This window comes from Caulobacter sp. S45, assembly GCF_009765965.1.
Lineage (GTDB): Bacteria > Pseudomonadota > Alphaproteobacteria > Caulobacterales > Caulobacteraceae > CAHJWH01.
Map to the genome: position 1 here is coordinate 24651 of NZ_LMUL01000017.1, position 23177 is coordinate 47827.

Annotated in this window: 20 protein-coding genes and 2 tRNA genes; 8 read left to right on the forward strand and 14 right to left on the reverse strand. The window is 67.8% G+C overall.

Features of this window, described 5'->3' with window-relative positions:
* The coding region (locus GSQ87_RS19880; protein WP_158918009.1) for an imidazolonepropionase at positions 1-930 on the reverse strand (930 nt) is incomplete at its 3' end.
* A gap of 1 nt (position 931) precedes the next feature.
* Complete coding sequence (locus GSQ87_RS19885) at positions 932-2365, reverse strand: amidohydrolase (protein WP_158918011.1); 1434 nt, start codon at positions 2363-2365, stop codon at positions 932-934.
* Between the two features lie 398 nt (positions 2366-2763).
* Here GSQ87_RS19885 and GSQ87_RS19890 point away from each other — a divergent pair, with 398 nt between their 5' ends.
* A complete protein-coding gene (locus tag GSQ87_RS19890; RefSeq protein ID WP_158918013.1) occupies positions 2764-3132 on the forward strand; it encodes a response regulator in 369 nt (122 codons plus the stop codon).
* Between the two features lie 10 nt (positions 3133-3142).
* Positions 3143-4507, forward strand: coding sequence for a PleD family two-component system response regulator (locus GSQ87_RS19895; protein WP_158918015.1), 1365 nt, complete (start codon positions 3143-3145; stop codon positions 4505-4507).
* 27 nt (positions 4508-4534) lie between these two features.
* Here GSQ87_RS19895 and GSQ87_RS22580 read toward each other — a convergent pair whose 3' ends face one another.
* The 4 genes from GSQ87_RS22580 to GSQ87_RS19915 all read right to left on the reverse strand — a co-directional run bounded on the left by GSQ87_RS22580 (position 4535) and on the right by GSQ87_RS19915 (position 7613).
* Positions 4535-5623 (reverse strand): hypothetical protein, encoded by a 1089-nt coding sequence (locus GSQ87_RS22580; RefSeq protein WP_216839499.1) that lies wholly within the window; start codon positions 5621-5623, stop codon positions 4535-4537.
* Positions 5624-5767: 144 nt separating this feature from the next.
* Entirely contained in the window at positions 5768-6268 is a 501-nt protein-coding gene (locus tag GSQ87_RS19905; protein WP_158918017.1) for a DUF3455 domain-containing protein, read from the reverse strand.
* A 132-nt stretch (positions 6269-6400) separates the two neighbouring features.
* Entirely contained in the window at positions 6401-6568 is a 168-nt protein-coding gene (gene rpmG, locus GSQ87_RS19910; RefSeq protein ID WP_158918019.1) for a 50S ribosomal protein L33, read from the reverse strand.
* Positions 6569-7145: 577 nt separating this feature from the next.
* Positions 7146-7613: a peptidylprolyl isomerase gene (locus tag GSQ87_RS19915; protein WP_158918021.1), complete on the reverse strand. Its 468-nt coding sequence runs from the start codon at positions 7611-7613 to the stop codon at positions 7146-7148.
* Between the two features lie 157 nt (positions 7614-7770).
* Here GSQ87_RS19915 and GSQ87_RS19920 point away from each other — a divergent pair, with 157 nt between their 5' ends.
* The 3 genes from GSQ87_RS19920 to GSQ87_RS19930 all read left to right on the forward strand — a co-directional run bounded on the left by GSQ87_RS19920 (position 7771) and on the right by GSQ87_RS19930 (position 10691).
* Positions 7771-8598 carry a transglycosylase SLT domain-containing protein gene (locus tag GSQ87_RS19920; protein WP_158918023.1) on the forward strand — a complete coding sequence of 276 codons (828 nt, stop codon included), beginning with the start codon at positions 7771-7773 and terminating at the stop codon, positions 8596-8598.
* 53 nt (positions 8599-8651) lie between these two features.
* Complete coding sequence (locus GSQ87_RS19925) at positions 8652-9809, forward strand: DUF2336 domain-containing protein (RefSeq protein WP_158918025.1); 1158 nt, start codon at positions 8652-8654, stop codon at positions 9807-9809.
* 105 nt (positions 9810-9914) lie between these two features.
* Positions 9915-10691 (forward strand): NUDIX domain-containing protein, encoded by a 777-nt coding sequence (locus GSQ87_RS19930; RefSeq protein WP_158918027.1) that lies wholly within the window; start codon positions 9915-9917, stop codon positions 10689-10691.
* Here the strand turns inward: GSQ87_RS19930 and GSQ87_RS19935 are convergent.
* The 5 genes from GSQ87_RS19935 to GSQ87_RS19955 form a co-directional block, all read right to left on the reverse strand.
* Complete coding sequence (locus GSQ87_RS19935; protein WP_158918029.1) at positions 10664-11173, reverse strand: Hpt domain-containing protein; 510 nt, start codon at positions 11171-11173, stop codon at positions 10664-10666. The genes GSQ87_RS19930 and GSQ87_RS19935 overlap by 28 nt on opposite strands.
* Positions 11174-11321: 148 nt before the next feature.
* Entirely contained in the window at positions 11322-12098 is a 777-nt protein-coding gene (locus GSQ87_RS19940) for an NAD kinase (protein WP_216839501.1), read from the reverse strand.
* Positions 12099-12197: 99 nt separating this feature from the next.
* On the reverse strand, positions 12198-13298 hold the full coding sequence (locus tag GSQ87_RS19945; protein WP_158918031.1) for a DUF2336 domain-containing protein: 1101 nt from the start codon (positions 13296-13298) through the stop codon (positions 12198-12200).
* Positions 13299-13397: 99 nt separating this feature from the next.
* On the reverse strand, positions 13398-13871 hold the full coding sequence (locus tag GSQ87_RS19950) for a cytochrome c family protein (protein ID WP_158918034.1): 474 nt from the start codon (positions 13869-13871) through the stop codon (positions 13398-13400).
* A gap of 37 nt (positions 13872-13908) precedes the next feature.
* Positions 13909-17931 (reverse strand): Pls/PosA family non-ribosomal peptide synthetase, encoded by a 4023-nt coding sequence (locus tag GSQ87_RS19955; protein WP_254063179.1) that lies wholly within the window; start codon positions 17929-17931, stop codon positions 13909-13911.
* Positions 17932-18149: 218 nt separating this feature from the next.
* On the opposite strand from GSQ87_RS19955, the gene metG reads away from it, so the two are divergent.
* Positions 18150-19856, forward strand: coding sequence for a methionine--tRNA ligase (gene metG, locus GSQ87_RS19960; protein WP_158918035.1), 1707 nt, complete (start codon positions 18150-18152; stop codon positions 19854-19856).
* A gap of 51 nt (positions 19857-19907) precedes the next feature.
* Here metG and GSQ87_RS22585 read toward each other — a convergent pair whose 3' ends face one another.
* Together GSQ87_RS22585 and rlmB are read right to left on the reverse strand one after the other, a co-directional pair.
* Positions 19908-21221, reverse strand: a complete 1314-nt coding sequence (locus GSQ87_RS22585; protein WP_216839503.1) for a hypothetical protein — start codon at positions 21219-21221, stop codon at positions 19908-19910.
* Positions 21222-21342: 121 nt separating this feature from the next.
* A complete protein-coding gene (rlmB, locus tag GSQ87_RS19970) occupies positions 21343-22164 on the reverse strand; it encodes a 23S rRNA (guanosine(2251)-2'-O)-methyltransferase RlmB (protein ID WP_371416707.1) in 822 nt (273 codons plus the stop codon).
* A gap of 108 nt (positions 22165-22272) precedes the next feature.
* On the opposite strand from rlmB, the gene GSQ87_RS19975 reads away from it, so the two are divergent.
* Positions 22273-22357: transfer RNA gene (locus tag GSQ87_RS19975), tRNA-Tyr, on the forward strand.
* 103 nt (positions 22358-22460) lie between these two features.
* A tRNA-Gly gene (locus GSQ87_RS19980) sits at positions 22461-22534 on the forward strand.
* A gap of 107 nt (positions 22535-22641) precedes the next feature.
* Here the strand turns inward: GSQ87_RS19980 and GSQ87_RS19985 are convergent.
* Positions 22642-23151, reverse strand: a complete 510-nt coding sequence (locus GSQ87_RS19985; protein ID WP_158918039.1) for a hypothetical protein — start codon at positions 23149-23151, stop codon at positions 22642-22644.
* Positions 23152-23177: the final 26 nt, after the last annotated feature.

Genomic DNA, 23177 nt, shown 5'->3' on the forward strand with positions numbered 1-23177 from the left:
AAGTTCCTCGAAGCTGTTGGGCAGGTCGGCGCCGGCGTTGAGCAGCACCGGCACATGGGCGGCGGCGATCTCGGGGGCGACCATCCAGCCCTCTTCCGCGCTTTCCAGGATCAGCTTCAGCTTCTCCTCGCGGGCGAGCTTGAGCAGCTGATGGATGTCGTTGGCGCGGTGGACGCTGACCACCAGGGGCTCGCGCCCCTCGACGACCGGGATCAGCGCCTCCATGTCCTCGCGCGACAGGCTGTAGGCGCGGCTCTGGCCATGATCGTAGGCGGCCTTGTTCTTGGCGTAGGTGCGCACGTCCTCGAACATGGCGCGCAGCAGCACGAACTCCGCCGCACGCGACCCGCCGGCCAGGTGCGCGCCCTCCTCGCCCATCACCAGGATCATGCCGGCGTGGTCCTTGCGGATCAGGTCGGGACCCTGGCCGAGATGGATCACCGCCGCCTGGCCGGCGAACAGCATGTCCTTGCGGGCGCCGGCGCGGTCATGGGGCATGTCGGGGGTGACGATGGCGTCGGTGACGCCGCCGAGCCGCACGATCGGGATCAGCAGCGAGGCCGGGTTGATCGCGTACTGGATATCGAAGGCGGCGCTCAGCCTGTCGCTGGCGGTGGAGTCGTCATTGGCCGCCGTCACCCCGTCGGCCACGTCGGCGGTGGCCAGCGCGGTGTTGGAGGCGATCAGTCCGGGCGTCACGATCTGGCCGTGGGCGTCGATCACGCGGGCGCCGGCCGGCACCGGAAGCGAGGCTCCGACGCCGGTAATCTTGCCGCCCGAGACCAGCACGGTCCCCGAGGCGATCTCGCCGGCCGGACCCAGGCTGTAGATATGGGCGTTGGTGATCGCCAGGGTCTGGGCGGTCGCGGCGCCGGCGATAGCTGCGGTGGCGACGCTCGCGGCCAGCGCGATGAGCAGATTGCGGTTCATCTCAGCGCGCTCCCGAAACGGCGGCGTCCTGGCCGGGCTGGCCGAGCATGAAGTCGGATTGGGGTTGATAACGCCGGTCGTGCGCGTCGTAGGCGAGGCCGCCGTCGATGAACACCTTGTCGGGTGTGGCGTAGACGCTGAACGGGTCGCGGCTCCACAGCACCACGTCGGCCATCTTGCCGGGCTCCAGCGAGCCGGTCTTGTCGGCGATGCCGAGCGCCTTGGCGGGGTTGAGGCTGATCCAGGCGAAGGCCTGGTCGCGGGTTATGCCCAGTCCGGCGCGGTTGCCGGCCCCCATCGCGAGGGCGGCCTCGACGTTGAGATGCTGGATCAGGTTCTCGTCGTCCGACGAGAGGGTGGCGCAGGCTCCGGCGTGCTGGAGCATGGCCACGTTCTCTTCGATGCCGTCGTAGGACTCCATCTTGAAGCCGAACCAGGTGGTCCAGGTCACCGAGCAGATGCCCTCGCGCTTCAGTAGATCGGCGATCTTGTAGCTCTCGGATGCGTGGTGGAAGGCGGCGATGTGGAAGCCGAACTCGTGGGAGATGTCGATCATCTGCGCCATCTCGTCGGCGCGGTAGCAATGGTTCTGGATGCGGATCTCGCCGCGCAGCACGCCGGCCAGGGTGTCGAGCTGCAGGTCGCGGGCTGGCGCCTCGGCCTTCTCGCCGCGGCCGATCTTGTCCTTGTAGTCGTCCCACTTGCGCAGGTACTCGCGCGCCTTGATCCAGCCGGCGCGATAACCGGCGACGTTGCCCATCAGGGTCGCGGGCGATCGGCCCTTGGAGCCGTAGACCCGCTTGGGGTTCTCGCCGCAGGCCATCTTGAGGTCGTAGGGCGCGCCGGGGAACTTCATCGCCTGGGCGGTGGTGGCGGCGACGTTTTTCAGCACCACCGAACGACCGCCGAACAGGTTGGCCGAACCGGGGAGGATTTCCAGCGTGGTCACGCCGCCGGCCAGGGCGTGGCCGAAACCGGGGTCTTGCGGCCAGACCGAGTGCTCGGCCCAGACCTGGGCGGTGTTGGGGTCCGTCGCCTCGTTGCCGTCCGACAGGGCGGGTACGGCGGGCGAGGGGTAGACGCCCAAATGGGAATGGGGGTCGATGATCCCGGGCGTGACCCAACGACCGTTGGCGTCGATCACCTGGGCGCCGGCGGGCGCCTGGACGTCGGGGCCGACGGCTACGACCTTGCCCTCGGCCATGACCACGGTCCCGCGCTCGATCTCACGACCGGCGGCGGTGAGGATGTGGGCGTTGACGATGGCGGTGGGGACGGAGGGCAGCGGTCGGTAGGTGGAGGGGAAGGGATCGGGATTGACGAAGGGGTCAAGTCCGGGCGGCAGCGGCTTGGGCTTGTGGGCCTCGGCGGTCTTGGGCGGTGGCGGCGGCTCGGTGGCGCATCCCGCGACAAACAGGCCCAATACCAGCGCCATCGTCGGCGCGATCCTGAAATTCGACACGGCCAGCCACGTCCCCCGTACTTCCAGCGTCCGGCATCTGACCCAAGCCCGCCGCGGCTGTCCAGCTTGTGGTCGATAGTCGTGGGCAGGAAAGGTGCAGGCGCCTCGATCTGGGCTGTCGTCGCATCCCCCGAGAGTTCGTCCTGCGCGGCGTGTCTGCGAATGGCGATCCCCGACCTGAAGGCCTCGGATAGGCTGCGATGACAGCTTGGTTAAGCCTGCGCCCGACCCAAGAAGTTACCAAGTCATTGATTTTTCAGGGCTCAACTTCTTCGGGTAGCTAACCCCGGTTTAAGGATATGCATGCCATATGAGCCTGCACAAAGTGCGACGGACACTCCCGTCGTCATAAGGGCGGGACGTTGGTGTCGATGACGGCGAAAAAGGTCCTCATCGTGGAAGACAACGAGCTCAATATGAAGCTCTTCCACGATCTGCTGGACGCACAGGGCTACGACACGCTGCAGACCCGCGAGGGCCTGTCGGCCCTGTCGCTGGCGCGCGAGCACCGCCCCGACCTGATATTGATGGACATTCAGTTGCCGGAGATATCGGGCCTGGAAGTCACCAAGTGGCTGAAGGAGGACCGTGAGCTGGCGCATATCCCGGTCATCGCCGTCACCGCCTTCGCCATGAAGGGCGACGAGGAACGTATCCGCCAAGGCGGATGCGAGGCCTACATCTCCAAGCCGATCTCGGTCGGCTACTTCCTCGACACGGTCCGGCGGTTCCTGGGATAAGGAGCAAGCCATGTCCGCGCGCATCCTGGTTGTCGACGATATCGAGGCCAATGTCCGCCTGCTGGAAGCCAAGCTGACGGCCGAATACTACGACGTCTTCAGCGCCCATGACGGCCCGAGCGCGCTCGCCGCCGCCGCCGAGATTCATCCCGACATCATCCTGCTCGACGTCATGATGCCAGGCCTGGACGGGTTCGAGGTCTGCCGCCGGCTGAAGGCCGATTCCGCCACCCGCCATATCCCCGTGGTGCTGGTCACAGCGCTCGACGGTCGCCAGGACCGCCTGACCGGGCTCAAGGCCGGCGCGGACGACTTCCTCAACAAGCCGATCGACGACGTGGCCCTGTTCGCCCGCGTGCGCAGCCTGACCCGGTTGAAGCTGGTGATCGACGAACTGCGCCAGCGCGAAGCGTCCGGGCGGCGGATCGGCGTGATCGAGGACGTCGCCAGCCGGCTCGGCGGCGGCGGTGGCCGGATCATCATCGCCGACGACCACGAGCGCCAAGGCCGCCGCATCGCCGACGAGCTTGCGGCGGAGCATCGTCCCGTCATCGAGGCCGATCCCGAACGCGCCCTGATGGCGGCGCGGGGCCGGGCGGACCTGCTGATCGTCAATATCGCTTCCAGCAGCTTCGATGGTTTGCGCCTGGCCGCCCAGGTCCGTTCGGACGAAAGCACACGCCATCTACCGATCTTGATCGTCTACGAACCGACCGATCGGCAACGGGCGCTGAAGGGGCTGGAGATCGGGGTCAACGATCTGATCGCCAAACCGATCGATCCGGAGGAACTGTCCGCCCGCGCGCGCACCCTGATCCGGCAGAAGCGCTACACCGACTTCCTGCGCAACAACCTGGACAACAGCCTGGAACTGGCGGTCACCGATCCGCTGACCGGCCTGCACAACCGCCGCTACATGAACGGCCAGCTTTCGGGTCTGGTGCGGCGCGCGGCGCTGGGCGGCGATCCGGTGGCGACGCTGCTGGTGGACATCGACCACTTCAAGCGCATCAACGACAGCTTCGGCCACGATGTGGGCGACGAGGTGCTGCGCGAGTTCGCCGTGCGGCTCGCCACCAACGTCCGCGCCATCGACCTGCCGTGCCGCACGGGCGGCGAGGAGTTCGTGGTGGTCATGCCCGACACGCCGCTGGCCGCCGCCGAGATCGTCGCCGAGCGCCTGCGTCTGCACGTGTCTGGCTCGCCCTTCCACGTCGCGGGCGTGGAAGACCTGATGCACGTGACCATCTCGGTGGGCGTCGCCTGCACGTTAGGCGAAGGCGATACGCCCGAAGCCCTGCTCAAGCGCTCCGACGAAGCCGTCTACGAGGCCAAGGCCAAGGGCCGCAACACGGTGATCGCGCGCGCGGCGTGACGCCTCTCGGCCGGTCCCGGTTCGCCTTCAGTTGGCGAAATTGACCATCGACTTGATCGATTCGTACGGGTCGCCGTAGCCAAGCGCGATGGAGTCGATGGCCACGGTCTTCTGATCTTCCGGGTCATAGCGCACGGGAAACTCCGCACCGACGTGAGCGATGCGGGCCGCCTTCTCGGGCGACGACAGGCTGGTGGTCAATTCCGTGCGGTAGGGCCAGCCCCGCTCGGGCGTCACCTCCAGCTCCAGCTTCCACTTGCTGAAGCCGCGGGCGGCCAGGACCGGCTCGCCCATCGCTATGTGCTCGGCCGCCTTCACCACCGCCTTCGCCTTGGCCCCGGCCTTGAGGATTTGTGGCCCGAGCACCAGGGCGTCGAGCCGGTTCATCCCGCGCGGCAAGGTCTGGCCGCCGGTCATGGAGGGGGGCAGGATCGTCACGGCGGAACGGTCGTTGGGATCGATCTGCACATAGACCCGGTCGCCGGCGTCCAGGCTCTGACCCGGGATCGCGTCGGCGGTCACCCGTCGTTTCGGCGCGCCGATCGCGTCCAGCTCCAGGCTGACGACAGGGGAACCGGTGATCGAGGAGGTCGAGATCACTTCGCCTACGCCGAGTTCCCCCTTCAATGCGGGTGGCGGCGTGGGGGCCTGCGCCGCGCCGGCGGTCGAGCCGCCCATGGTCTGGAACGCCGCCATGGCCTGGGCCTGGCCGGCGAGCGCCTGCGCCGCCATGTTGGCGAAGGCCGGCGGGAGGTTGGCGAAGGTGTCCGCGACGACGCCGGAAGTCAGCCTGGCCTTGCTGAGGTCGGCCGGGTCGTAGACGATGTTGACGATATCGCCGGGCCGGGGAATGGAGCCCAGGTCCAGGATTTGGACCGCGGTCGCCTGCCGGGGTGGACCGCCCTGGATCACCTCAAGTTCTATGCGCATCTGGGGCCGGTCGTTGACGGTGACGCCGGTCTGCGACGCCCGCAGCACGCGAGCCATCCCCGGCGCACCGCTCTTCAGCAGCTTGGCGTTGCCCATGGTGCGGCGGATCAGCGGCACGAACACCAGTATCATCACGACAACGACAATGATCGGCAGCACGATCGGCGCCAGCATCAACAATCCCATGTCCCACCCCGGAATGACGCCGGCTCCGCCAGCGAGTACTGGATATCGGGGACGGATCGGTGCGCGCCGCGCTCATCACAGCCCCCGCGTTAAAAAGCGTGACTGCAACTTTCGATCCGCCGGAACGTGTATTTTGGCGGGCGCCTACTTCTCGGCAGGGGTGTAGAAGTCGTACTCGGCGGAGTAGGGCACGCGGATCTGATCGCCGAGGTTATCGCCGTTGCAGGTTTTCGTGGGAGCCTGGCCGCCGGCGGTGTTCAGGCGCTGGACAAAGACCACACGCGCAAACAGGCCGGGGCCGCTGGTGGCCTTCGCCGACAGCAGCAGCCAGTCGATGGATGCGGCGTCGGGGCTGGCCGCCTTGGCGCGGACCTCGCCGACGACCTTGCCGCCGTCCGCCGCTTCCCAGGTCGGGCCGGCGTAGTGGCGGCCGATCGCTTTACCCCCCGCGTCGAGCAGGGTGGCCTGGGGCGCGACGAAGCGCCAGCCGTACTGGCCGGGACTGTCGGCGGGCTGCTCGCAGGCATAGGTCTGGACGCCCCGGCCCTCAGCCCGGAGGGCCAGGACCGCGCCGGCTGGAACAGCCAGTTGCACGGGCGCGGCCGGCGCCGTCGCCGCGAGGGCGGCGATCAGGGTCGCGATCATGGATCGACCTCAAGGCTTAAAGTGACATCGGGCGAGACGCTTAGCGTACCTCCGATGCGCAAGCCACTGGCGATCAAACGAAAAACGCCCGGCCGAGGCCGGGCGTGTTCGTCCGTCGAAGCCGGCGAACGCCTACTTGATCTTGCCTTCGCGGAACTCGACGTGCTTGCGCACGACGGGATCGTACTTCTTCAGCACCATCTTTTCGGTCTTGGTGCGGGCGTTCTTCTTGGTGACATAGAAGAAGCCGGTGTCCGCCGACGAGTTCAGGCGGATCTTGATGGAAGCCGGTTTGGCCATGGCGTAGCTCCGAGCGCCGGCCAACCGAGCGATGCCGGGCCGGTAAAATAGAGGCGGGGAACATACTCACGCAGGCGCACGAGTCAATGCGCATGCTTGGCCGCACGACACGATGGCGACCTATCGGTTTTCACCTAGAAAAACGGATGCGTAAAACTGTACGTGGCGGTCCAGTTTTACTCTCCTGCCGAAGATGTCCAAGTCTTCGCGGGGGTGTTGGACGGGATCGTCTAATCAACGAAACGGCTATTGCCGCGCAACGGGAAGCGTGTTTCCCTGGTTGGATTGAGATCGCACGTTAGATGCGGTGTGAGGAAACGAACAGGAGACGGCGATGATAACGCTGTTGCTTGGCGTATTACGAAACGTGATGGCGGCCTGCCACGAGGGAATGAGCCTTTACGGGCACGCTGGTCTGCGATTTTGACCAGCGCATAGGGGCATGGGTCTTCGGTTCGATCCGAAGGCCCTGCAGTCACCGTCATGGGCCTACCGGAATCAGCCGGTGATGGCGGGCGGGGCTCGATCTTGTGGCGGCGGCCTAAGGGCCGCCGCCATTTCATTTTCAGCTCTAGAGCTAAGCTTTGTCCTGGGTGCGCATCGAGACGATCTTGCCCGGCGTGCGCGGCGGCTCGCCCTTGGGCAGCGCGTCCACGTGATCCATCCCTTCGATCACCTCGCCCCACACCGTGTACTGGTTGTCGAGGAAGCCGGCGTCGTCGAAGCAGATGAAGAACTGGCTGTTGGCCGTGTTCGGGCTGTTGGTCCGCGCCATCGAGCAGACGCCGCGCACGTGAGGCTCGCTGGAGAACTCGGCCTTCAGGTTGGGTTTGTCGGAGCCGCCGCTGCCGGTCCCGGTGGGATCGCCGCCCTGGGCCATGAAGCCGGGGATCACCCGGTGGAACACCACGCCGTCATAGAAGCCGTCATTGGCCAGCTCGGTGATGCGGGCCACGTGGCCGGGGGCCAGATCGGGTCGTAGGCGGATGACGACGGGGCCGCTCTCCAGGGTCATCAGCAAAGTGTTTTCGGGGGTGTCGGTCATCGATAGGCGGCCTTTGTTATGGTCGAAATGTCTCTAACGCACGGGCTGGCGAGATCGAAGCTTCCGTTTTCACGGCCGAGCCCACGCGCAAGGGAAGTTAAGTCGCCGACCCGGCAAATTAAACCGACGTTAACCGTACACCCGGCAAATCCTGCCTATGGATATCGGCCAGATCGGAGGGCTCGGCGGGGTCGAGCAAGCGATCAAGCGCGCGGCCTCCGCAACGGGCGTCGATTTCGGCTTCCTGATGCGCACGGCTCGGCGTGAAAGCGGATTCGACGCCGGCGCCCACGCCTCCACCTCCTCGGCCGCCGGCCTGTTCCAGTTCGTTGAGCAGACCTGGCTGTCGACCCTCAAGCGGCACGGCCCGGCCCATGGCTACGCCCGCTACGCCGACCTGATCTCCCAGGGCGCCGATGGGCGGTTCTTCGTCCCCCAGGGCGCCGAGGCGCGCAAGACGATCATGGACCTGCGCTACGATCCGCATGCGGCCGCGACTATGGCGGGAGAGCTGGCGTCGGATCACGCGGCCTATCTACGCGGGCGGGTCGGACGCGAACCCACCGGCGGAGAACTCTACGCCGCCCATTTCCTGGGGCCGCAGGGTTCGGCCCGGCTGATCGAAGCCTACAACCGCAATCCCAACGTGACTGCCGCGACCCTGTTGCCCGACGCGGCGGGCGCCAACCATGGCGTGTTCTACCATTCGGGCCGCGCCCTGACCGTGGCCGAGGTCTACGCCAATCTCAGCCGCACGGGCGGCGACGTGGCGGTGCAGATGGCGGCGGCCAACGATCCGGGCGAGGGCGCCTTCACCGCCTACGCCGGGGCCGCGCACACCGAGCGGCTGAAGGAGGAGGAGATGCTGGTCAACTTCATCCTCAGCGATCACGACAGCGGCGGCGGTTCGCCGGTCAATTCGATGTTCTCCTCGGAGATGCTGAGCCTGTTGTCCGAGGCGCGGACCCACCGTCGGGTTGAGTAAATGCCCCATTAAGCTTGACGGCTCACACTGCGGTCCAATCCGCTAGGGAGGGGATGTCCGTCGTGCGTACCGGGCTGAACGAAACCGATATCCGGGCGCTGGTTCGTGGCGAAACGCCAGATGAGCGCGCCCTGGCCGCTCACAAGCTTTGCCGACGCATCGAGGCGGGCGTTCCCGACGAGGAGCGCGAAGCCGCGGGCGAGGTGCTGCGGCTGATGGCGTTCGACGCCGCCGAACTGGTGCGCCGCGCCCTGGCCGTGACGCTGAAGACCTCCCCGCTGTTGCCGCGCGACGTGGCGGTGAGGTTGGCCCGCGACGTTGAGAGCGTCGCCCTGCCGATCCTGAGCTTCTCGCCTGCGTTCACCGACGAGGACCTGGCCGAGATCGTGCGGGTGAGCGACGAGCTCAAGCGGCTGGCCGTGGCCAAGCGTGCGACCCTGTCGGAAATGGTTACCGACGCGTTGGCGCTCCACGCTGGCGAAGAGGCGCTGAGAACCGCCTTCGCCAACGACAACGCCCATTTCACCGAAGCGGCGATGAAGCAGGCCCTGGCGCGGTTCAACCGCAGCGAGGCCATGGCCTTGGCGCTGGCCTATCGCAAGATGCTGCCGGCCTCTATCTCCGAGAAGCTGGTCAGCCTGGTCAGCGATCAGGTGCGCCAGCGCCTGGTGGACCACCACGCGATCTCGCCCGAGACCGCGCTCACCATCGCCATCGGCGCCCGCGAGCGCGCCACGGTGGACCTCGTCGAGCAGGCGGCCCACATCTCGGATCTGGAAACCTTCGTCGCCCATCTGCGCGCCGCGGACAAGCTGACGCCGTCGCTGCTGCTGCGCGCGCTGGCGCACGGCAATATCGCGTTCCTGGAATGGGCCCTGGCCGATCTCGCGGACCTGCCGCATCACCGGGTCTGGCTGATGGTGCACGACGGCGGGCCGCTGGGCCTCAAGGCGCTCTACGAGCGCGCCGTGCTGCCGTCCAACCTTTATCCGGCCTTTCGCGCCGGGATCGACACCTACCAGGCCCTGCAGCAGGAAGATGGCGAGCTCGACCTGCCGCGCTTCCAGCAGCGGATGCTGGAGCGCTTCCTGACCGGCGCGGCGACTGTCTCGCCGCCGGCCGACGTGGACTATCTGGTGGAGCGGATGGACAGCCTCGGCCTTCGCGATCGCCGCGCCGCCGAAGCCGCCAAGCGGACGATCGCGGCCTGACGATGCGAGACGGTTCCAGGCGCTTGTCGGTTTCTCGGCCCGACGTTGGACGTTAAGGTGGGCGCCTAACCCCCCCCGTCAGCTCCGAAGGGGCGCGCGCCGCCCATGTCCACAGACCAGACGCCTGCGATCCCGGCGGCCAGCGTGATCCTGGTCCGCGACGCCCCCGAGCTTCAGGTGCTGATGGGCGAGCGCCCCCTCACCGCCAAGGCCTTCCCTGGCGCGCTGGTCTTTCCCGGCGGCAAGGTCGAGGCGCAGGACGCGGACCCCGTGTGGCGGGATCGGGTTGCACCGCTGGAGGGCGACGACCTGCTGGCGCTGCGGATCGCGGCGATTCGGGAGACCTTCGAGGAGACCGGCGTTCTGCTGGCGCATGCGGCGCCTGGATATACCCCCGACGTGGCGCCGCGTGACCTCGCCATCGCGCGCGAAAACGTGGCCTCGGGCGAGACGGACTTCTCGGTCGTGCTGGACGAGCTTGGTCTTTGGCCGGATGTGGCGGCGCTGACGCCGTTCGCGCGCTGGGTCACGCCGCTAGAGCAGCGGTATCGGTTCGACACTTGGTTCTTCATCGCCGTGGCGTCCGACGCGTGCGCCGAACCGGTCGCGACGCACGAATTCGCCAGCCTGGACTGGGCAGGTGTTCAGGCGATGACGGAAGCGGCGCGGCTCGGTGGGCGAAGTCTGTTGTTCCCCACCCGCGCCAATCTCGGCCTGCTGGCGGAGAGCCTCACCGCGGAGCAGGCGGTGGTGGCGGCGCGTGCGCGCACCATCCTGCCGGTGCGGCCTCAGGCGGAAGTGCGCGATGGGCGGACGGTGATGACCATCCGGGCCGACGCCGGCTATGGCGTGATTCAGGACCCGCGGACGGCCGTCAGATAGTCGTTGGTGTGGCGTTCGAGCTCGCCGACCAGGGCCGCGCCCACGGGATTGTCGCTGTCCTTCACCTGGTCGCGGACGGCGGCGTGGATGGCGTCGACATGGGCGTTCACCAGCGGCATCGGCGCGCGGGCGCGGGTTTCACCCTCGCCCAGCAGCTTGCACAGCGATGCGGCGATGCGGGTGACGATCGGATACTCGTAGGTCGTCCCCAGCCCCTTCAGATCATGGGCGTGACCATAGAGCTTGTCGACGGTGGCCTGGCTGAGCCCTTCGGTACGGATAGCCTGGCGGGCGGCTTCCAGCTTGTTGATCTCGTCCTGCAGCCATTGGCCGAACTGGGACGACAGCCCTTTCAGCGCCGCTTCCGCCTTGGCGATGGCGTCGAGATTGATCTTGCCGAAGCGCGGACCCAGGCGGTCGCGCAGAGCGGTAGGGGGCGCAAAAACCTGCCCCGTATTGCCCGGCTGGCTCGGATTGGACATGGAATATCTCTTGTTCAAGCGCTCGCCATCCAACTTCGCCGAACTTGCTTAAGAAAGATTGTCTTTGCGGCGCGTTCTTAGGGGACGGGTCGGCGAAATCGTCCGGACGCCGAGGTTTCGCGACGTCTCCGGGATTTTGTTGCGCCAGTCAGCTCTGGAACTGCTCCGCCAGCACACGTTCCTCAAGGCTGCGGCCGGCGTCGAACAGCATGGTCAGATGGATTTCGCGGTTTTCCACGATTTCCACCTTCTGCACGCGGCGCACCTCGAAGTTGTCGGCCACCGCGCTGACCGGGCGCTTGTCGGACTCCAGCACTTCGATGCAGACGTGGGCCTTGTGCGACAGCAGGGCCCCGCGCCAGCGCCTCGGCCGGAACGCACTGATCGGCGTCAGCGCCAGCACCCGCGCGTCCAGCGGGATGATCGGGCCGTGGGCCGACAGGTTGTAGGCCGTGGAGCCCGCAGGCGTGGAGATCAGCACCCCGTCGCAGACCAACTCCTCCATCCGCACCTTGTCGTCGATCGACACCCGCAGCTTGGCGGTCTGGCGGGTCTGGCGCAGCAGAGAGACCTCGTTGATCGCCAGGCCATGATGGACTTCCCCGGCGATGTCGGAGGCGGTCATCATCAGCGGATGGATGACGGCGCGCTCGGCGGCGTCGATCCGCTCCAGCAGCCCCTCTTCCAGGTAGTCGTTCATCAGGAAACCGACCGATCCGCGGTTCATGCCATAGATCGACTGGGTGGTCCGCAGGCAGTGGTGAAGGGTCTCGAGCATGAAGCCGTCGCCGCCGAGCGAGACCACGACGTCCGCTTCGTCCACGGAATGCGATCCGTAGCGCGCGGCCAGCCGCGCCTTGGCTTCCTGGGCTTCCGGTCGGTCGCTGGCGAGGAAGGCCAACCGGGGAGGGCCCGCGTGGCTCAAGGGAGGCTTGCTCGACAAGGGGCGCGGACCACACAGTTGTTCGGCGCACAAAGGCGACCCTGCGGCGGTTTGTCAAACCCTGGCTAAGGTCGGCGGCGATCAGGTGCGGCCGGCGGCCTGTTCGCGGAAAGCGGCGGCCGCACCGGCCTTGTCGTAATCGGAGGTGAAGCGGATCAACTCGGCCAGCGTCTGGCCCACGCCGGGGCGGCCATGGTTGAGCTGACGCACCAGGGAGAGCACGGTCGGCAAGGCGCCGCGATCCACGCCCACCGCCGCGCAGGCCAGCGCCAGGGGCTCTGCGCGCTCCGCATCCAGCGCCACGCGTACATCCTCAGTGGAGAATTCTCCCAGGCTGGCCAGCGCGATCGTAAACAGGGTCAGCTTGCTCTCGCGAAGCGCCCGCAACAGCAGGCCGGGGCGAAGCTGGCCGCCGGCCTTCAGCTTTTCCACCACCCGGTGATCCATGGCCACGCGCTCGTCCATCTCCAGGCTGGCGGCCTCCCCAGGCGCGCCCCGAGCGTGTTTGACCGCATGATCCACCGCCGCGCGGAACGCTTCGCCGTCCACTTCGAAGCGGGTCGCGAGCACGGCCCGAATGGTCTCGCCCACCCAGGCGTAGAGCATGGCCCCAAGCTCGGTGCTGAGGCGCGGATGGTGGCTCAGCGGGGCGCGAAGGCCGGCGATGGTCTGGGAGAAGGAGACCAGCCGCTCCATCGACAGCGGGGTGAGCTCGGCGGTCTCGTTGCCGCCCAGCGCGGTCAGCACGTCGGCCTCGCCCTGGGCCAGGATCGCATCCACCACCGAGGCGCTTAGGCCCGGACGGCGCGCCACCTCGATGTGATGCTCAAGGCTGGCTTCCACCAGTAGGCGGATCAGGTCGTGGTCTTCGAGCAGGGGGCTGCGGGCGATGATCGGGCGGGCGATCTCAACGTCGTCGCGCGCCAGGTAGACGATCAGTTCGTGGGGGGCCCAGGTGGCGCCGGCCAGTTTCTCGGCGAGCTGGCGGCGGATGTCGCGCTCGACCCCGCCGATCAGGCCCATGAACACGTCCTTCAGGACGGCCTGCACGTCGGGCTGGTCGCAGCCGCCGTCGTTTTCGCACAGGTCGGCGACGGCCAGCAGAAGCTGGTCCCGGTCTCCCGGCTGGCGGGAGCGGGCGAGATCGAGGATCGACCCGTGGATGTTCTCGGCGGTGTTCACTTGGTCCGATCCGCTGGGGCCTTATGGTTATCATCCCTCGTGGGCGTGAACATGCCCTTAAAGTGGACGAGGCCTAGCCGCGCGCCGAAAAATTAGGCGCTATGGTTGCTCCTCGCTCGAAGCAACCTTCAGGTAGGCGATGAGATCCCGACGGTCCTCGTTGTCCGGAATCCCGTAGAAGGTCATCTTGGTCCCTGGGACGTAGGCGCGCGGGTTCTTCAGCCAGCTGTCGAGCTGGTCGGCGTCCCAGGTCCAGGCCTTGGCTTTGAGGGCGTCGGAATAGGCGAAACCGGCCTTGCTGGCGACCTTGCGTCCGAACAGACCGTGCAGGTTGGGGCCGGTCATGTTCGGGCCGCCGTCGGTGATGGTGTGGCAGGGCTTGCACAGGTTGAAGTGCAGGGCGCCGTTGTCCAGGTCGGCCTTGGCGTAGGCGGGCGGCAATTCGGCCAGCAGATGCTTGTCGGCCTCGGGAACCGGGGGCGGCGCGCTGGCGGAGCTCGGCTGCTGCGATTGATGGCAGGCGCTGGCGACCAACAAGCCGGATAGGGCGATAGCCCTCAAACCGCGCGACATTCGATTTCCGCTCCGTCAGCCCAACGCTTGCGGCTCTTTAACCCCGCGCCGGCCGCGCTGGCGAGCCTTCCCAGCTGGTGCCGGCGGGCAGGGTTTCGCCCTTCATCAGCACCGACAGGTCGCCGAGCTGGGCGTCCGCCTCGATCACCGAATCGTACAGGACGATGGCCAGCGAGCCGACCGTCGCCCGCGCGCCGATCTCGACCGAGGAGACCTTCATCACCCGGTCCTCGAACAGGTGGGTCTGGATGCCGGCGTTCTCGTTCAGCGCCGCGTCGTCGCCCACCGACACCAGATCGTATTCGGTGATGTCGGTGGTGTCGGTGAACACCCGCTTGCCGATCTTGCAGCCGAGCAGGCGCAGATAGATGTTCAGGTAGGGCGTGCCCCTGAGCGGCTCCAGCAGCAGCGGCACGACCAGGTTCTCGTAGGTCGAGGTCACTAGCTCCGTACGCCAGACATAGGTGCTCCACAGCGGCTTGGTGATCGGCGCGTACTTGCCGGCCACCAGCCATTTCAGCGCCACCACGAAGGCCCCCGCCGCCACTGCGAACCAGATGTAGAGGAAGGGGAAGGCCAGCGTGATCCATAGCGCCGCGTGGCGCTTGTTGGACAGGTCGCCCACGATCGACAGCACCGCGCTGAACAGGGCGATGAACACCGTCAGCGACAGGGTGACGCGCACGTACTCGATGGCCAGGCGGGTGGCGATCAGCCGCTTGGAGGGCCGGAAGCGCGCGCCCTCGTCGAACACCGCGAAGCTCTGGCGGTGGGGCAGGCGGATGGCGGGCGAGCCGAACCAGGTGGCGCCGGTCTCCATCGCCTTGGCCGGGTCCTCCGGCGGCTTGGACAATACCCCGATCAGCACCTCGTCGCCCAGGTCCGTGCCCGTGGGCAGCAGGCCGGAATTGCCGACGAAGGTGCGTCGGCCGATGCGGGTGCGCTCCAGTACCAGGGCGCCCTGCTCGGCGCGGGCGGCGCCGAACACCACCCCGTCGGCGATGAAGCTTTCCGCACCGATGTCGATCAGGTCATGCACCACCGAGGTGGCGGTGGAGATCTCCGCCCGCGCCCCGACCTTGGCCCCCAGCGCCCGATACCAGGGGCGCACATAAAGGGTGGCGTACAGCGGATGCAGCAGGTCCAGCGCCAGCAGGCCAAGCTGGCGCACGAACCAGAACCGCACATAGAACCAGCTCCACAGCGGATAGCGGCCGGGTTTGACGCGGCCGAGCAGCAGCCACTTCACCGCCACCGTCAGCGCGCACATGGCAAGCACGTAGATCAGGGCCAGCACCGGCGAGAGCGCCATGTAGGTGTAGTCGCTGGTGCGCCAGTCCAGCTCGATCATGGCGATCAGGCCAGGACCGATGGGGATAACCGCGGCCAGCGGCAGCAGCGGCGCGGCCAGCACCAGACCCGTGTTCACCAGCACCTTGCGGATAAAGCCCGGCTGCTTGACGGGTTTGCGCTCGGGCGCACGACCGATCCGCTCGGCGGGAGAGCCGCTCCATTGCTCGCCCGCGGGGATCTGTTCGCCGGCGGGCAGGGCGGAGAGATCGTCCAAAACGGCGCCGTCGCCGACGCTGGCGTTGCGGCCGACCACCGCCATGGTGCCGAGGAAGGCGTCCTTGCCAATGTCCGCTCGGCCCAGGCGCAGCAGGCCCCGCTCGACCGAGACGGTGGCGATGGTCGCGCCCTCGCTGAGCACTGCGCCCTCGCCTATGCGCACCAGGTCGGCGGCGTCCATGTCGTTCAGGCCCATGAAGGCGCCCGAGCCGACGTCGGCGCCCAGCATCCGGTAGTAGAGCCGCATCATCGGCGTGCCGGACAGGAACTGCACCGGCACGATGGCCAGGAACCGCCGCACGAACCACCAGCGGAAATAGTAGGCGCCCCACAGTGGATAGTCGCCGGCCTTGTAACGCCCGATCACCAGCCACTTAACCGCGATCGAGACCAGCAGCACCAGGGGCGGCATGAAGACGAAGGCCGCGCCGGCCACCAGCAGCGGCAGGATGCGGTCCTTGTCGGTGGCCAGCGCGGTGTAGGCCAGATACGGGAAGATCCACTGCACCCCCGCCACCGCGAAGATCGGGATCAGCGCCAGGGTCTGGGCGATCACGCACAGGGTGCGACGCATCTGGGGAATGGGGTGGAAGGGCTCGGGCGGACGGGCCGCGGCGGCCGCGGTCGCCGCCGGGCGCGCCGCGTCCAGGCGTGCGGCCAGGGCGCGGATGGTAGGCGCCGCGTACAGGTCCTGGATCGAGATGCTGCGCAGGTCCGGGGTGGCGCGGGCCAGCGACACCATCTTGGCGGCGCGCAACGAGTGGCCGCCCAACTCCTCGAAGAAGTCGTCGGTCACCGAGATCGCCGTCTGGCCCAGCGCCACGCGCCAGGCCTCCAGCAAGGCGGCCTCGGTCGAGCCCGACGGCGGTTCGAGCACCCGGCTCTCGACCTCGATCCGGCGGGGGCGTTCCAGGGCCTTACGGTTGATCTTGCCCGAGATCAGCGTGGGCAGCGACTTGCGCACGTCGTAGGCGTTGGGGCGCATGTAGGCGGGCAGGCGGTCGACCAGGCTGGCCTTGATCCGCTCCAGGTCGACCTCCCCCTTGCCGCGCGGGGTGACGAAGGCGACCAGCAGCTCGCCGCCGTCGTCCTCGCGGTACAGGTTGACCACTGTCTGGGAGACGCTGGCGTCGTCGGCGATGGCGGCCTCGATCTCGCCCAGCTCCACCCGGTAGCCGCGGATCTTCACCTGTAGGTCGATGCGGCCGAGGAATTCGATGTCGCCGTCGGCGGTCAGTCTGGTCAGGTCGCCGGTGCGGTAGATGCGGGGATAGTCCCCGTCCTCGCCGACGAAGGGGGCGACGACGAACTTCTCCGCGGTCAGCTCCTCGCGATGCAGATAGCCAGGACTAACCGCCGGGCCGCCGATCACCAGCTCGCCCTCCGCGCCGTGGGGCACGGGCATGAGGTTCTCGTCGACGATCCAGGCGGTGAAGCCGGGCAGGGGCGTGCCGATGGTGACCGGCCGTCCGGCGCGAAGCTCGGTCCAGGTGGCGGTGACGGTGGTCTCGGTCGGGCCGTAGGTGTTGAGCATCCGCCGGCCGGGCCTGGCCCAGCGGCGGACCAGTTCGGGCGGACAGGCCTCGCCGCCGACATTGACGATGCGCGCGCTCGGCACGTCGTCGTCCAGCGCCGCCAGCAGCGAGGGCACCGGGCACCAGATCGTCACCTTCTGCGCCGCCAGGGTCAGGGCCAGGTCGGGACCGGCCTTGGCCAGGGCTTCCGAGCCGATCAGCAGCTCCGCCCCGTTCAGGAACGCCGCCCACATCTCCTCCACCGAGATATCGAACGACAGCGAGGCGCCGGCGAACACCCGGTCCTCGGCCGTGACGCCCAGGATCGAGGCCTCCGAGCGAATCTGGAAGCAGACGTTGGAATGGCGGATCACCACCCCCTTCGGCCGTCCCGTCGAGCCGGAGGTGTAGATCAGATAGGCCGCATCCTCGGGCGCCGCCTCGGTCTCGGCGCGGGGTAGGGGGTCGGTCGGGAAGGCGGCGACGTCGCCCAGCACCCCGTCTACCGCGATGACCTTGGACGCGGGCTCGACGGCGAAGGACGATGCGCGTTCGGCGGTGGTCAGCACCGCATAGGCCTCGCTCTCCACCGCGATGTAGTCGGTGCGGTCCTGCGGTGCGGCCCAGTCGATCGGCACATAGGCGGCGCCGGCCTCCAGCACGCCCAGCACGCTCATGTACTGGTCCACCCCGCGCGGCAGGCAGATCGCCACCCGATCGCCCCGCCGCACGCCCTGGCTGCGCAGGTAGCGGGCGAACTGCGACGCGCGGCAGCGGAGCTCGGTATAGGTCAGCTCCGAGCGGCGGCTGCTGTCGGGGTCGGGCTCGGCCAGGCGGACGGCCAGTCGGTCGGGGTGTATCGCGGCGGTGGCGGCGAACACCTCGTGCAGCATCTCGTCGCGGGCGTAGGGCCGCGTGTCGTAGGGCGGGGCGGCGGGCGCGACGCCGGTCGGGGAGGAAGCGATAGGTTGGTCCACCGGGTTTGCTTAGCAGAGTCCGCGAGCGCGCGGGCAAGCCGATGCGCGGATTGGCTGGGGTGGTTTCATTAGGGGGTCCGGGCAACGGTTCCTGGCGCTGGGAAATGCAACGCACGAAAGCCGGTCGGGTGGCGCGCGCCGTGTTTCGAGAGGCTTGGCTTTCGCCCTGGGGCCTAGGCGTCCTATATGCCGGCGTCCTTCATCGAGACCCCGTCCGCATGGCCCGCATCCTCATCACTTCCGCCCTGCCCTACATCAACGGGATCAAGCACCTGGGCAATCTGGCGGGGTCGATGCTGCCGGCGGACGCCTATGCGCGGTTCCAGCGGGCGCGCGGGAACGAGACCCTCTACATCTGCGCCACCGACGAGCACGGCACCCCGGCCGAACTGGCCGCCGCCGCCGCCGGCCAGGACGTGGCGACCTACTGCGCCGAGCAGCATGAGCTGCAGAAGACCATCGGCGCGGCATATGGCCTGTCGTTCGACTGGTTCGGTCGCTCCTCCAGCCCGCAGAACCGCGAGCTGACCCAGCACTTCGCCCATGTCCTGCTGGAAAAGGGGCTGATCGAGCCGCGCACCGACAAGATGATCTATTCCAACGCCGACGGCCGCTTCCTGCCGGACCGCTATGTCGAAGGGATCTGCCCCGTATGCAGCTTCCCGCGCGCGCGGGGCGACCAGTGCGACAACTGCGGCAGCCTGCTGGACCCCGTCGACCTGATCGAGCCCTATTCGACCATCTCCGGTTCACGGGACCTGGAGGTGCGCGACACCCGCCACCTGTACCTGCGCCAGACCGCGCTGGCCGACACCATCCGCGCCTGGGTCGATTCCAAGACCGAGTGGCCCGCGCTCACCAAGTCCATCGCCTACAAGCACCTGGACGAGGGGCTGATCGACCGGGGCGTGACCCGCGACCTCAGCTGGGGCGTGCCGGTGGCCTATGAGGGCGTGCCCCTGCCGGGGTTCGAGACCAAGGTCTTCTATGTCTGGTTCGACGCGCCCATCGAATATATCGGCGCCACCGCCGAGTGGGCCGCCGCGACCGGGAACGACTGGCGCTCGTGGTGGCGCACCGACGAGGGCGCGGGCGATGTCCGCTACGTCCAGCTGATGGGCAAGGACAACGTGGCCTTCCACAGCGTCAGCTTCCCGGCGACCCTGCTGGGGTCGGGCGAGCCCTGGAAGACGGTGGACATGCTCAAGAGCTTCAATTGGCTCAACTGGTACGGCGGCAAGTTCTCCACCTCCCAGAACCGCGGCGTGTTCATGGACCAGGCGCTGGAGCTGCTGCCCGCCGACGCCTGGCGCTGGTACCTGCTGGCCAATTCGCCGGAGGGGTCCGACACCGCCTTCACTTGGGAGCAGTTCGCCACGGCGGTGAACAAGGACCTGGCGGATGTATTGGGAAATTTCGTCAACCGCATCCTGAAGTTCTGCGAGACCAGATTGGGCGGCGTGGTGCCGGAAGGCGGCGAGGCCGGTCCCCGTGAACTCCAGCTCTACGCCGACATCGGCAAGAGCGTGGCGGAGCTGAACGCCAATCTTGAGGCCATCGAGATCCGCAAGTCGGCCCAGGCGGTGCGCGCCCTATGGGTGCTGGGCAACGAGTACCTGGCCGAGGCCGCGCCCTGGACGGCGATGAAGACCGATCCGGTGCGCGCAGGGGTGATCGTGCGCACGGCCTTGAACCTGACGGCGCTGTTCGCCCGCGTCTCATCGCCCTTCATCCCCTTCGCCGCCGAGACGATTGGCACGGCGCTGGGGCAGCATGAGAAGAGCTGGCCGGGCGAGGATATCGCCGCGGAACTGAACCGGCTGACCCCCGGGGCCGCGGTGCGCACGCCCGAGGTGCTGTTTCGGAAGATCGACGACGTCCAACTCGCGGAGTGGGGCGAACGATTCGGCGGGGCGGAAGCTTAACGCCGCCCACCCCGCCAACGGGAGAGGCGAGCGCGAGGCTCGCCCCTCCGTCTAGAGGGTCGGTGGGTCGCTGTTCTGGTGGGTGGAGCGCGGCCGGGTCGCGCCGGTGGCCTTGGGCCGACGGCGGCTCTGCATCACCCAACCGATCAGGACCGCGGCGATCAGCACCAGCAGGCCGATGCCGAACACGCGTCCCGCTCCGCCGCCGCCCGATTTGATCGAGCCCAGGGTTAGGCTGCGGTTGGAGCCGAGCAGGTTGACGTGGACGTCGGCGTGCAATGGTCCCGGGCTCGCGCCCTGCGTCGTCTGGGGCGTGACCTTCCAGTGGAATACGGTCGCGGCGCCCAGCGTCAGCGGCAGGGCCTGGGTTTCGGCCGGGACGACGCTATAGCCGTCGCCTGCAAGCGTCGCTTCCAAGTTCGCCGAGGCCGCCTGGTCCGACAGGTTCTGCTTGGCCGCTTCGGTGCGCAGGGTCTGGCCGAAATCGCCAGGTACGGTCAGGGTGACGTCTGTCGTCTGGCCAGGGGCGAGGTGGCTGGGGCCGAGCACAGCTTCGTGGGCGAACGCGGCCGTCAGCGCCGACTGCAACGCGTCATAGCGTTGATCCTCGGGCGTGGCGGCGGCCGTGGTGTTGTCGGCCGCGCCGGTGGTGTTGGCCGCGGTGTTTCCATTGGCTGCGGCGCTCGATCCGCCGGTTGCGGCGGCGACCGTGGCCGCGTCCGGGCCGGTGTGGGCGTGGGCGTGGGGCGCCTTGGGCTTCAGCAGCTGGGTCCCCGAGGCGGCTGCTGCGGCGACCGCGGCGGCGGCATGGCGTGCATGATGGGCGACCGGGGTGACGGCGTGCAGGTGGGCGGGCGCCGTTGCGATGTGGCTGTGGATGCGATGGCCGTGATGGACGACCGCTCCCCCGGCGTAGACCGGACCCCACCAGCCCTGGTGATGACGATGGTGGGCCGCGCGCCATTCGTGGCTATGGCGCGGTTCCTCCGGCGGATTGGGGATTGGGGCCATGGCGATGATTTCCACGGGCCCGCGCGGCGCGGCGCCGTACGGAGGGCCCGGGGGATAGGGCGGCGGCGCGCCCGGCCCATAGGGACCCGGACCCGGCCCATAGCCCGGCGCGCCGGGCGGAACCCCGTCCTGGGGCGGACCGACCTGGGCGTATCCGGGCGGCGGCGGCGGGGCGCCCATCAGGTCTGCCGAGCCCTGATCGGGCGCGGCGGCGGCCGGCTCGGCGGGCGGCGCCGTCGAGCCATTGCCTTCGCAAGCCGACAACGTGACGGCGCAGACGGACGCCAGGGCCGCAGCCGCGATCCAGCGGGCGCCGGCCTGCATTCCTCCGGTGTTAAGATGCCTCGTCGTCATGGTGCGCCTCGGATGCAACGTCGCCGTCCACGTTTGGGACATTTACACGTTGTTCAGCAAAGACGCGGCCAAGCCCCGAACGCAACGGGGTTCGCCTGAGGCGTGCGCGTGAAAGCGCCGCTCAGACGGGGGCGCGGCGCGGGCGGGTGGCCTCGTAGAGGGCGATGGCGGCGGCGGTGGCCACGTTCAGGCTCTCGAATCCACCGGGCATGGGGATGGCGGCCAGCAGGTCGCAGTGTTCCGAGACGAGACGGCGCAGGCCCTCTCCTTCCGAGCCGAGCACCAGCACGACCGGGCGGCCGTCGAAGGCTTGGTCGAGCGTCGTCTCGGCCTCGCCCGCCAGACCGATCGCCCGCCAGCCAAGGTCGGAAAGCGTCTCCAGCGCGCGCGACAGGTTGACCACCCGTGCGCAGGGCACCTTGTCCACCGCGCCGGCGGCGGCCTTGGCGAGCGCGCCGGACAGCGGCGGCGCGCGCCGGTCCTGCATGATGATCCCGCGCACGCCGAACGCGGCGGCCGAGCGGAACAGAGCGCCGACGTTCTGCGGGTCCCCCACCTGGTCCAGCAGGATCAGCACACCCTCGGCGGGGTCGGCCAGTTCCTCCAGCGTCATTTCGGTCGCGGGCTCGGCCAACAGCGCGAGGCCTTGATGGACGGCGCCGGTCGGCAGCAGGCGGGCGATCTCGTTGGCTTCCGCGATCTCGATCCGCAGTCCGCGCGCGCCCAGGCCCTCTTCGAGGTGCGACGCCTTGCCCGACACCGCCAGCAGGCGCTTCAAGCCTTCGCGATGCGGGTTGGCGACGGCGGCGTCCACCGCGTGGCGACCCCATAGCCACTCGGCTCCGCCGGACTCTGGAGGACGGGGGAAACGGCGGGATTCCGACGGCGATTTGTCCTTCTGATAAGGACGCCGGCGGTCGTTGCCTTTGGGAGATGAGGCCACTATAAGACGCGCTCCGTTTTGGGGCCCCTTCCGGGGCTTCCCGCTTCGGTCTGGTCTATACTGGCTGGACGGTCGTGGGGAGGCCTCGATCGAGCCTTGATCGCGTACGGGGGAATGTCCCGAGTGGCAAAGGGGGCGGACTGTAAATCCGCTGGCTACGCCTTCGTAGGTTCGAGTCCTACTTCCCCCACCATGCGCGATCACGGATCAAGGTTACGGGCTAGGGCGAGACAGCCGAAAGTGGGTTCCGGTCCCGGCGGCTATCGTGCTCTATTCCGGTCAAGGGTGTTGAGCCCGCAGGTATAGCACAGTGGTAGTGCAGCAGCCTTCCAAGCTGAGGATGCGGGTTCGATTCCCGCTACCTGCTCCAGCCTTTTCAATAAGTTAGGTCGAGCTTCCAGCGACTTTTGGGAATTTTTTGGGGATCGCCTAAGCCAAGGGGCCTACTGACTTCGCGTCGAGCGGGCGAGGGCGCGCCTAAATCAGATCCTCAGCGGGGATCAGCTTTCCCCAAGCTTCCATCGCCAACAGGAGCAGAAGATCATCATTCTGGTCGTTCATCTGGCGGACGGCCGCGTGCGCTTGGTGATCGTCTTCAGGTTCGTGAACGATGCGCGGCCGTGGGCCGAATTGGTTGCCGGCGTCTCTAACGGCTAGGACGTTCCCTACCGCGAAGGCACCGCTTTTCCGGACGGTGAGCGCATTTTTAAATCCGTCCGCGCAGTTTTTCATTAGGTCTGCGCCTGCTGGGACATAGAACTCCAACCATGCACACGAAAGGAATTCCTCCCCTTCGCGGCGGCGAAACGCCTGGGGGATTGCCATCCTGATCCCGGTCTCGGGATCGGTGGGAGACTGCTTGAAACTCAAATATTTTACGACACTGTCCGCGTCAGGGATTCGTTCGGGCAATCCACTGTCCAGCTTGATAGGGTTCAAGGACGGCTGGAAGGCGTCGCACATCTGTACGACCGGCAGCACTTTCACGGTCGCCGTTGATGGTGTGGGCTAGG

What these genes read in the sequence shown, in the direction of transcription:
- GSQ87_RS22580 (WP_216839499.1), bottom strand. Translation starts at nt 5,623, where the DNA reads ATGGGATTGTTGATGCTGGCGCCGATCGTGCTGCCGATCATTGTCGTT.
- metG (WP_158918035.1), top strand. Translation starts at nt 18,150, where the DNA reads ATGGCCCGCATCCTCATCACTTCCGCCCTGCCCTACATCAACGGGATC.
- GSQ87_RS19925 (WP_158918025.1), top strand. Translation starts at nt 8,652, where the DNA reads ATGTCCGTCGTGCGTACCGGGCTGAACGAAACCGATATCCGGGCGCTG.
- GSQ87_RS19890 (WP_158918013.1), top strand. Translation starts at nt 2,764, where the DNA reads ATGACGGCGAAAAAGGTCCTCATCGTGGAAGACAACGAGCTCAATATG.
- GSQ87_RS19935 (WP_158918029.1), bottom strand. Translation starts at nt 11,173, where the DNA reads ATGTCCAATCCGAGCCAGCCGGGCAATACGGGGCAGGTTTTTGCGCCC.
- GSQ87_RS19885 (WP_158918011.1), bottom strand. Translation starts at nt 2,365, where the DNA reads ATGGCGCTGGTATTGGGCCTGTTTGTCGCGGGATGCGCCACCGAGCCG.
- GSQ87_RS22585 (WP_216839503.1), bottom strand. Translation starts at nt 21,221, where the DNA reads ATGACGACGAGGCATCTTAACACCGGAGGAATGCAGGCCGGCGCCCGC.
- GSQ87_RS19895 (WP_158918015.1), top strand. Translation starts at nt 3,143, where the DNA reads ATGTCCGCGCGCATCCTGGTTGTCGACGATATCGAGGCCAATGTCCGC.
- GSQ87_RS19930 (WP_158918027.1), top strand. Translation starts at nt 9,915, where the DNA reads ATGTCCACAGACCAGACGCCTGCGATCCCGGCGGCCAGCGTGATCCTG.
- GSQ87_RS19950 (WP_158918034.1), bottom strand. Translation starts at nt 13,871, where the DNA reads ATGTCGCGCGGTTTGAGGGCTATCGCCCTATCCGGCTTGTTGGTCGCC.
- GSQ87_RS19915 (WP_158918021.1), bottom strand. Translation starts at nt 7,613, where the DNA reads ATGACCGACACCCCCGAAAACACTTTGCTGATGACCCTGGAGAGCGGC.
- rpmG (WP_158918019.1), bottom strand. Translation starts at nt 6,568, where the DNA reads ATGGCCAAACCGGCTTCCATCAAGATCCGCCTGAACTCGTCGGCGGAC.
- GSQ87_RS19905 (WP_158918017.1), bottom strand. Translation starts at nt 6,268, where the DNA reads ATGATCGCGACCCTGATCGCCGCCCTCGCGGCGACGGCGCCGGCCGCG.
- GSQ87_RS19920 (WP_158918023.1), top strand. Translation starts at nt 7,771, where the DNA reads ATGGATATCGGCCAGATCGGAGGGCTCGGCGGGGTCGAGCAAGCGATC.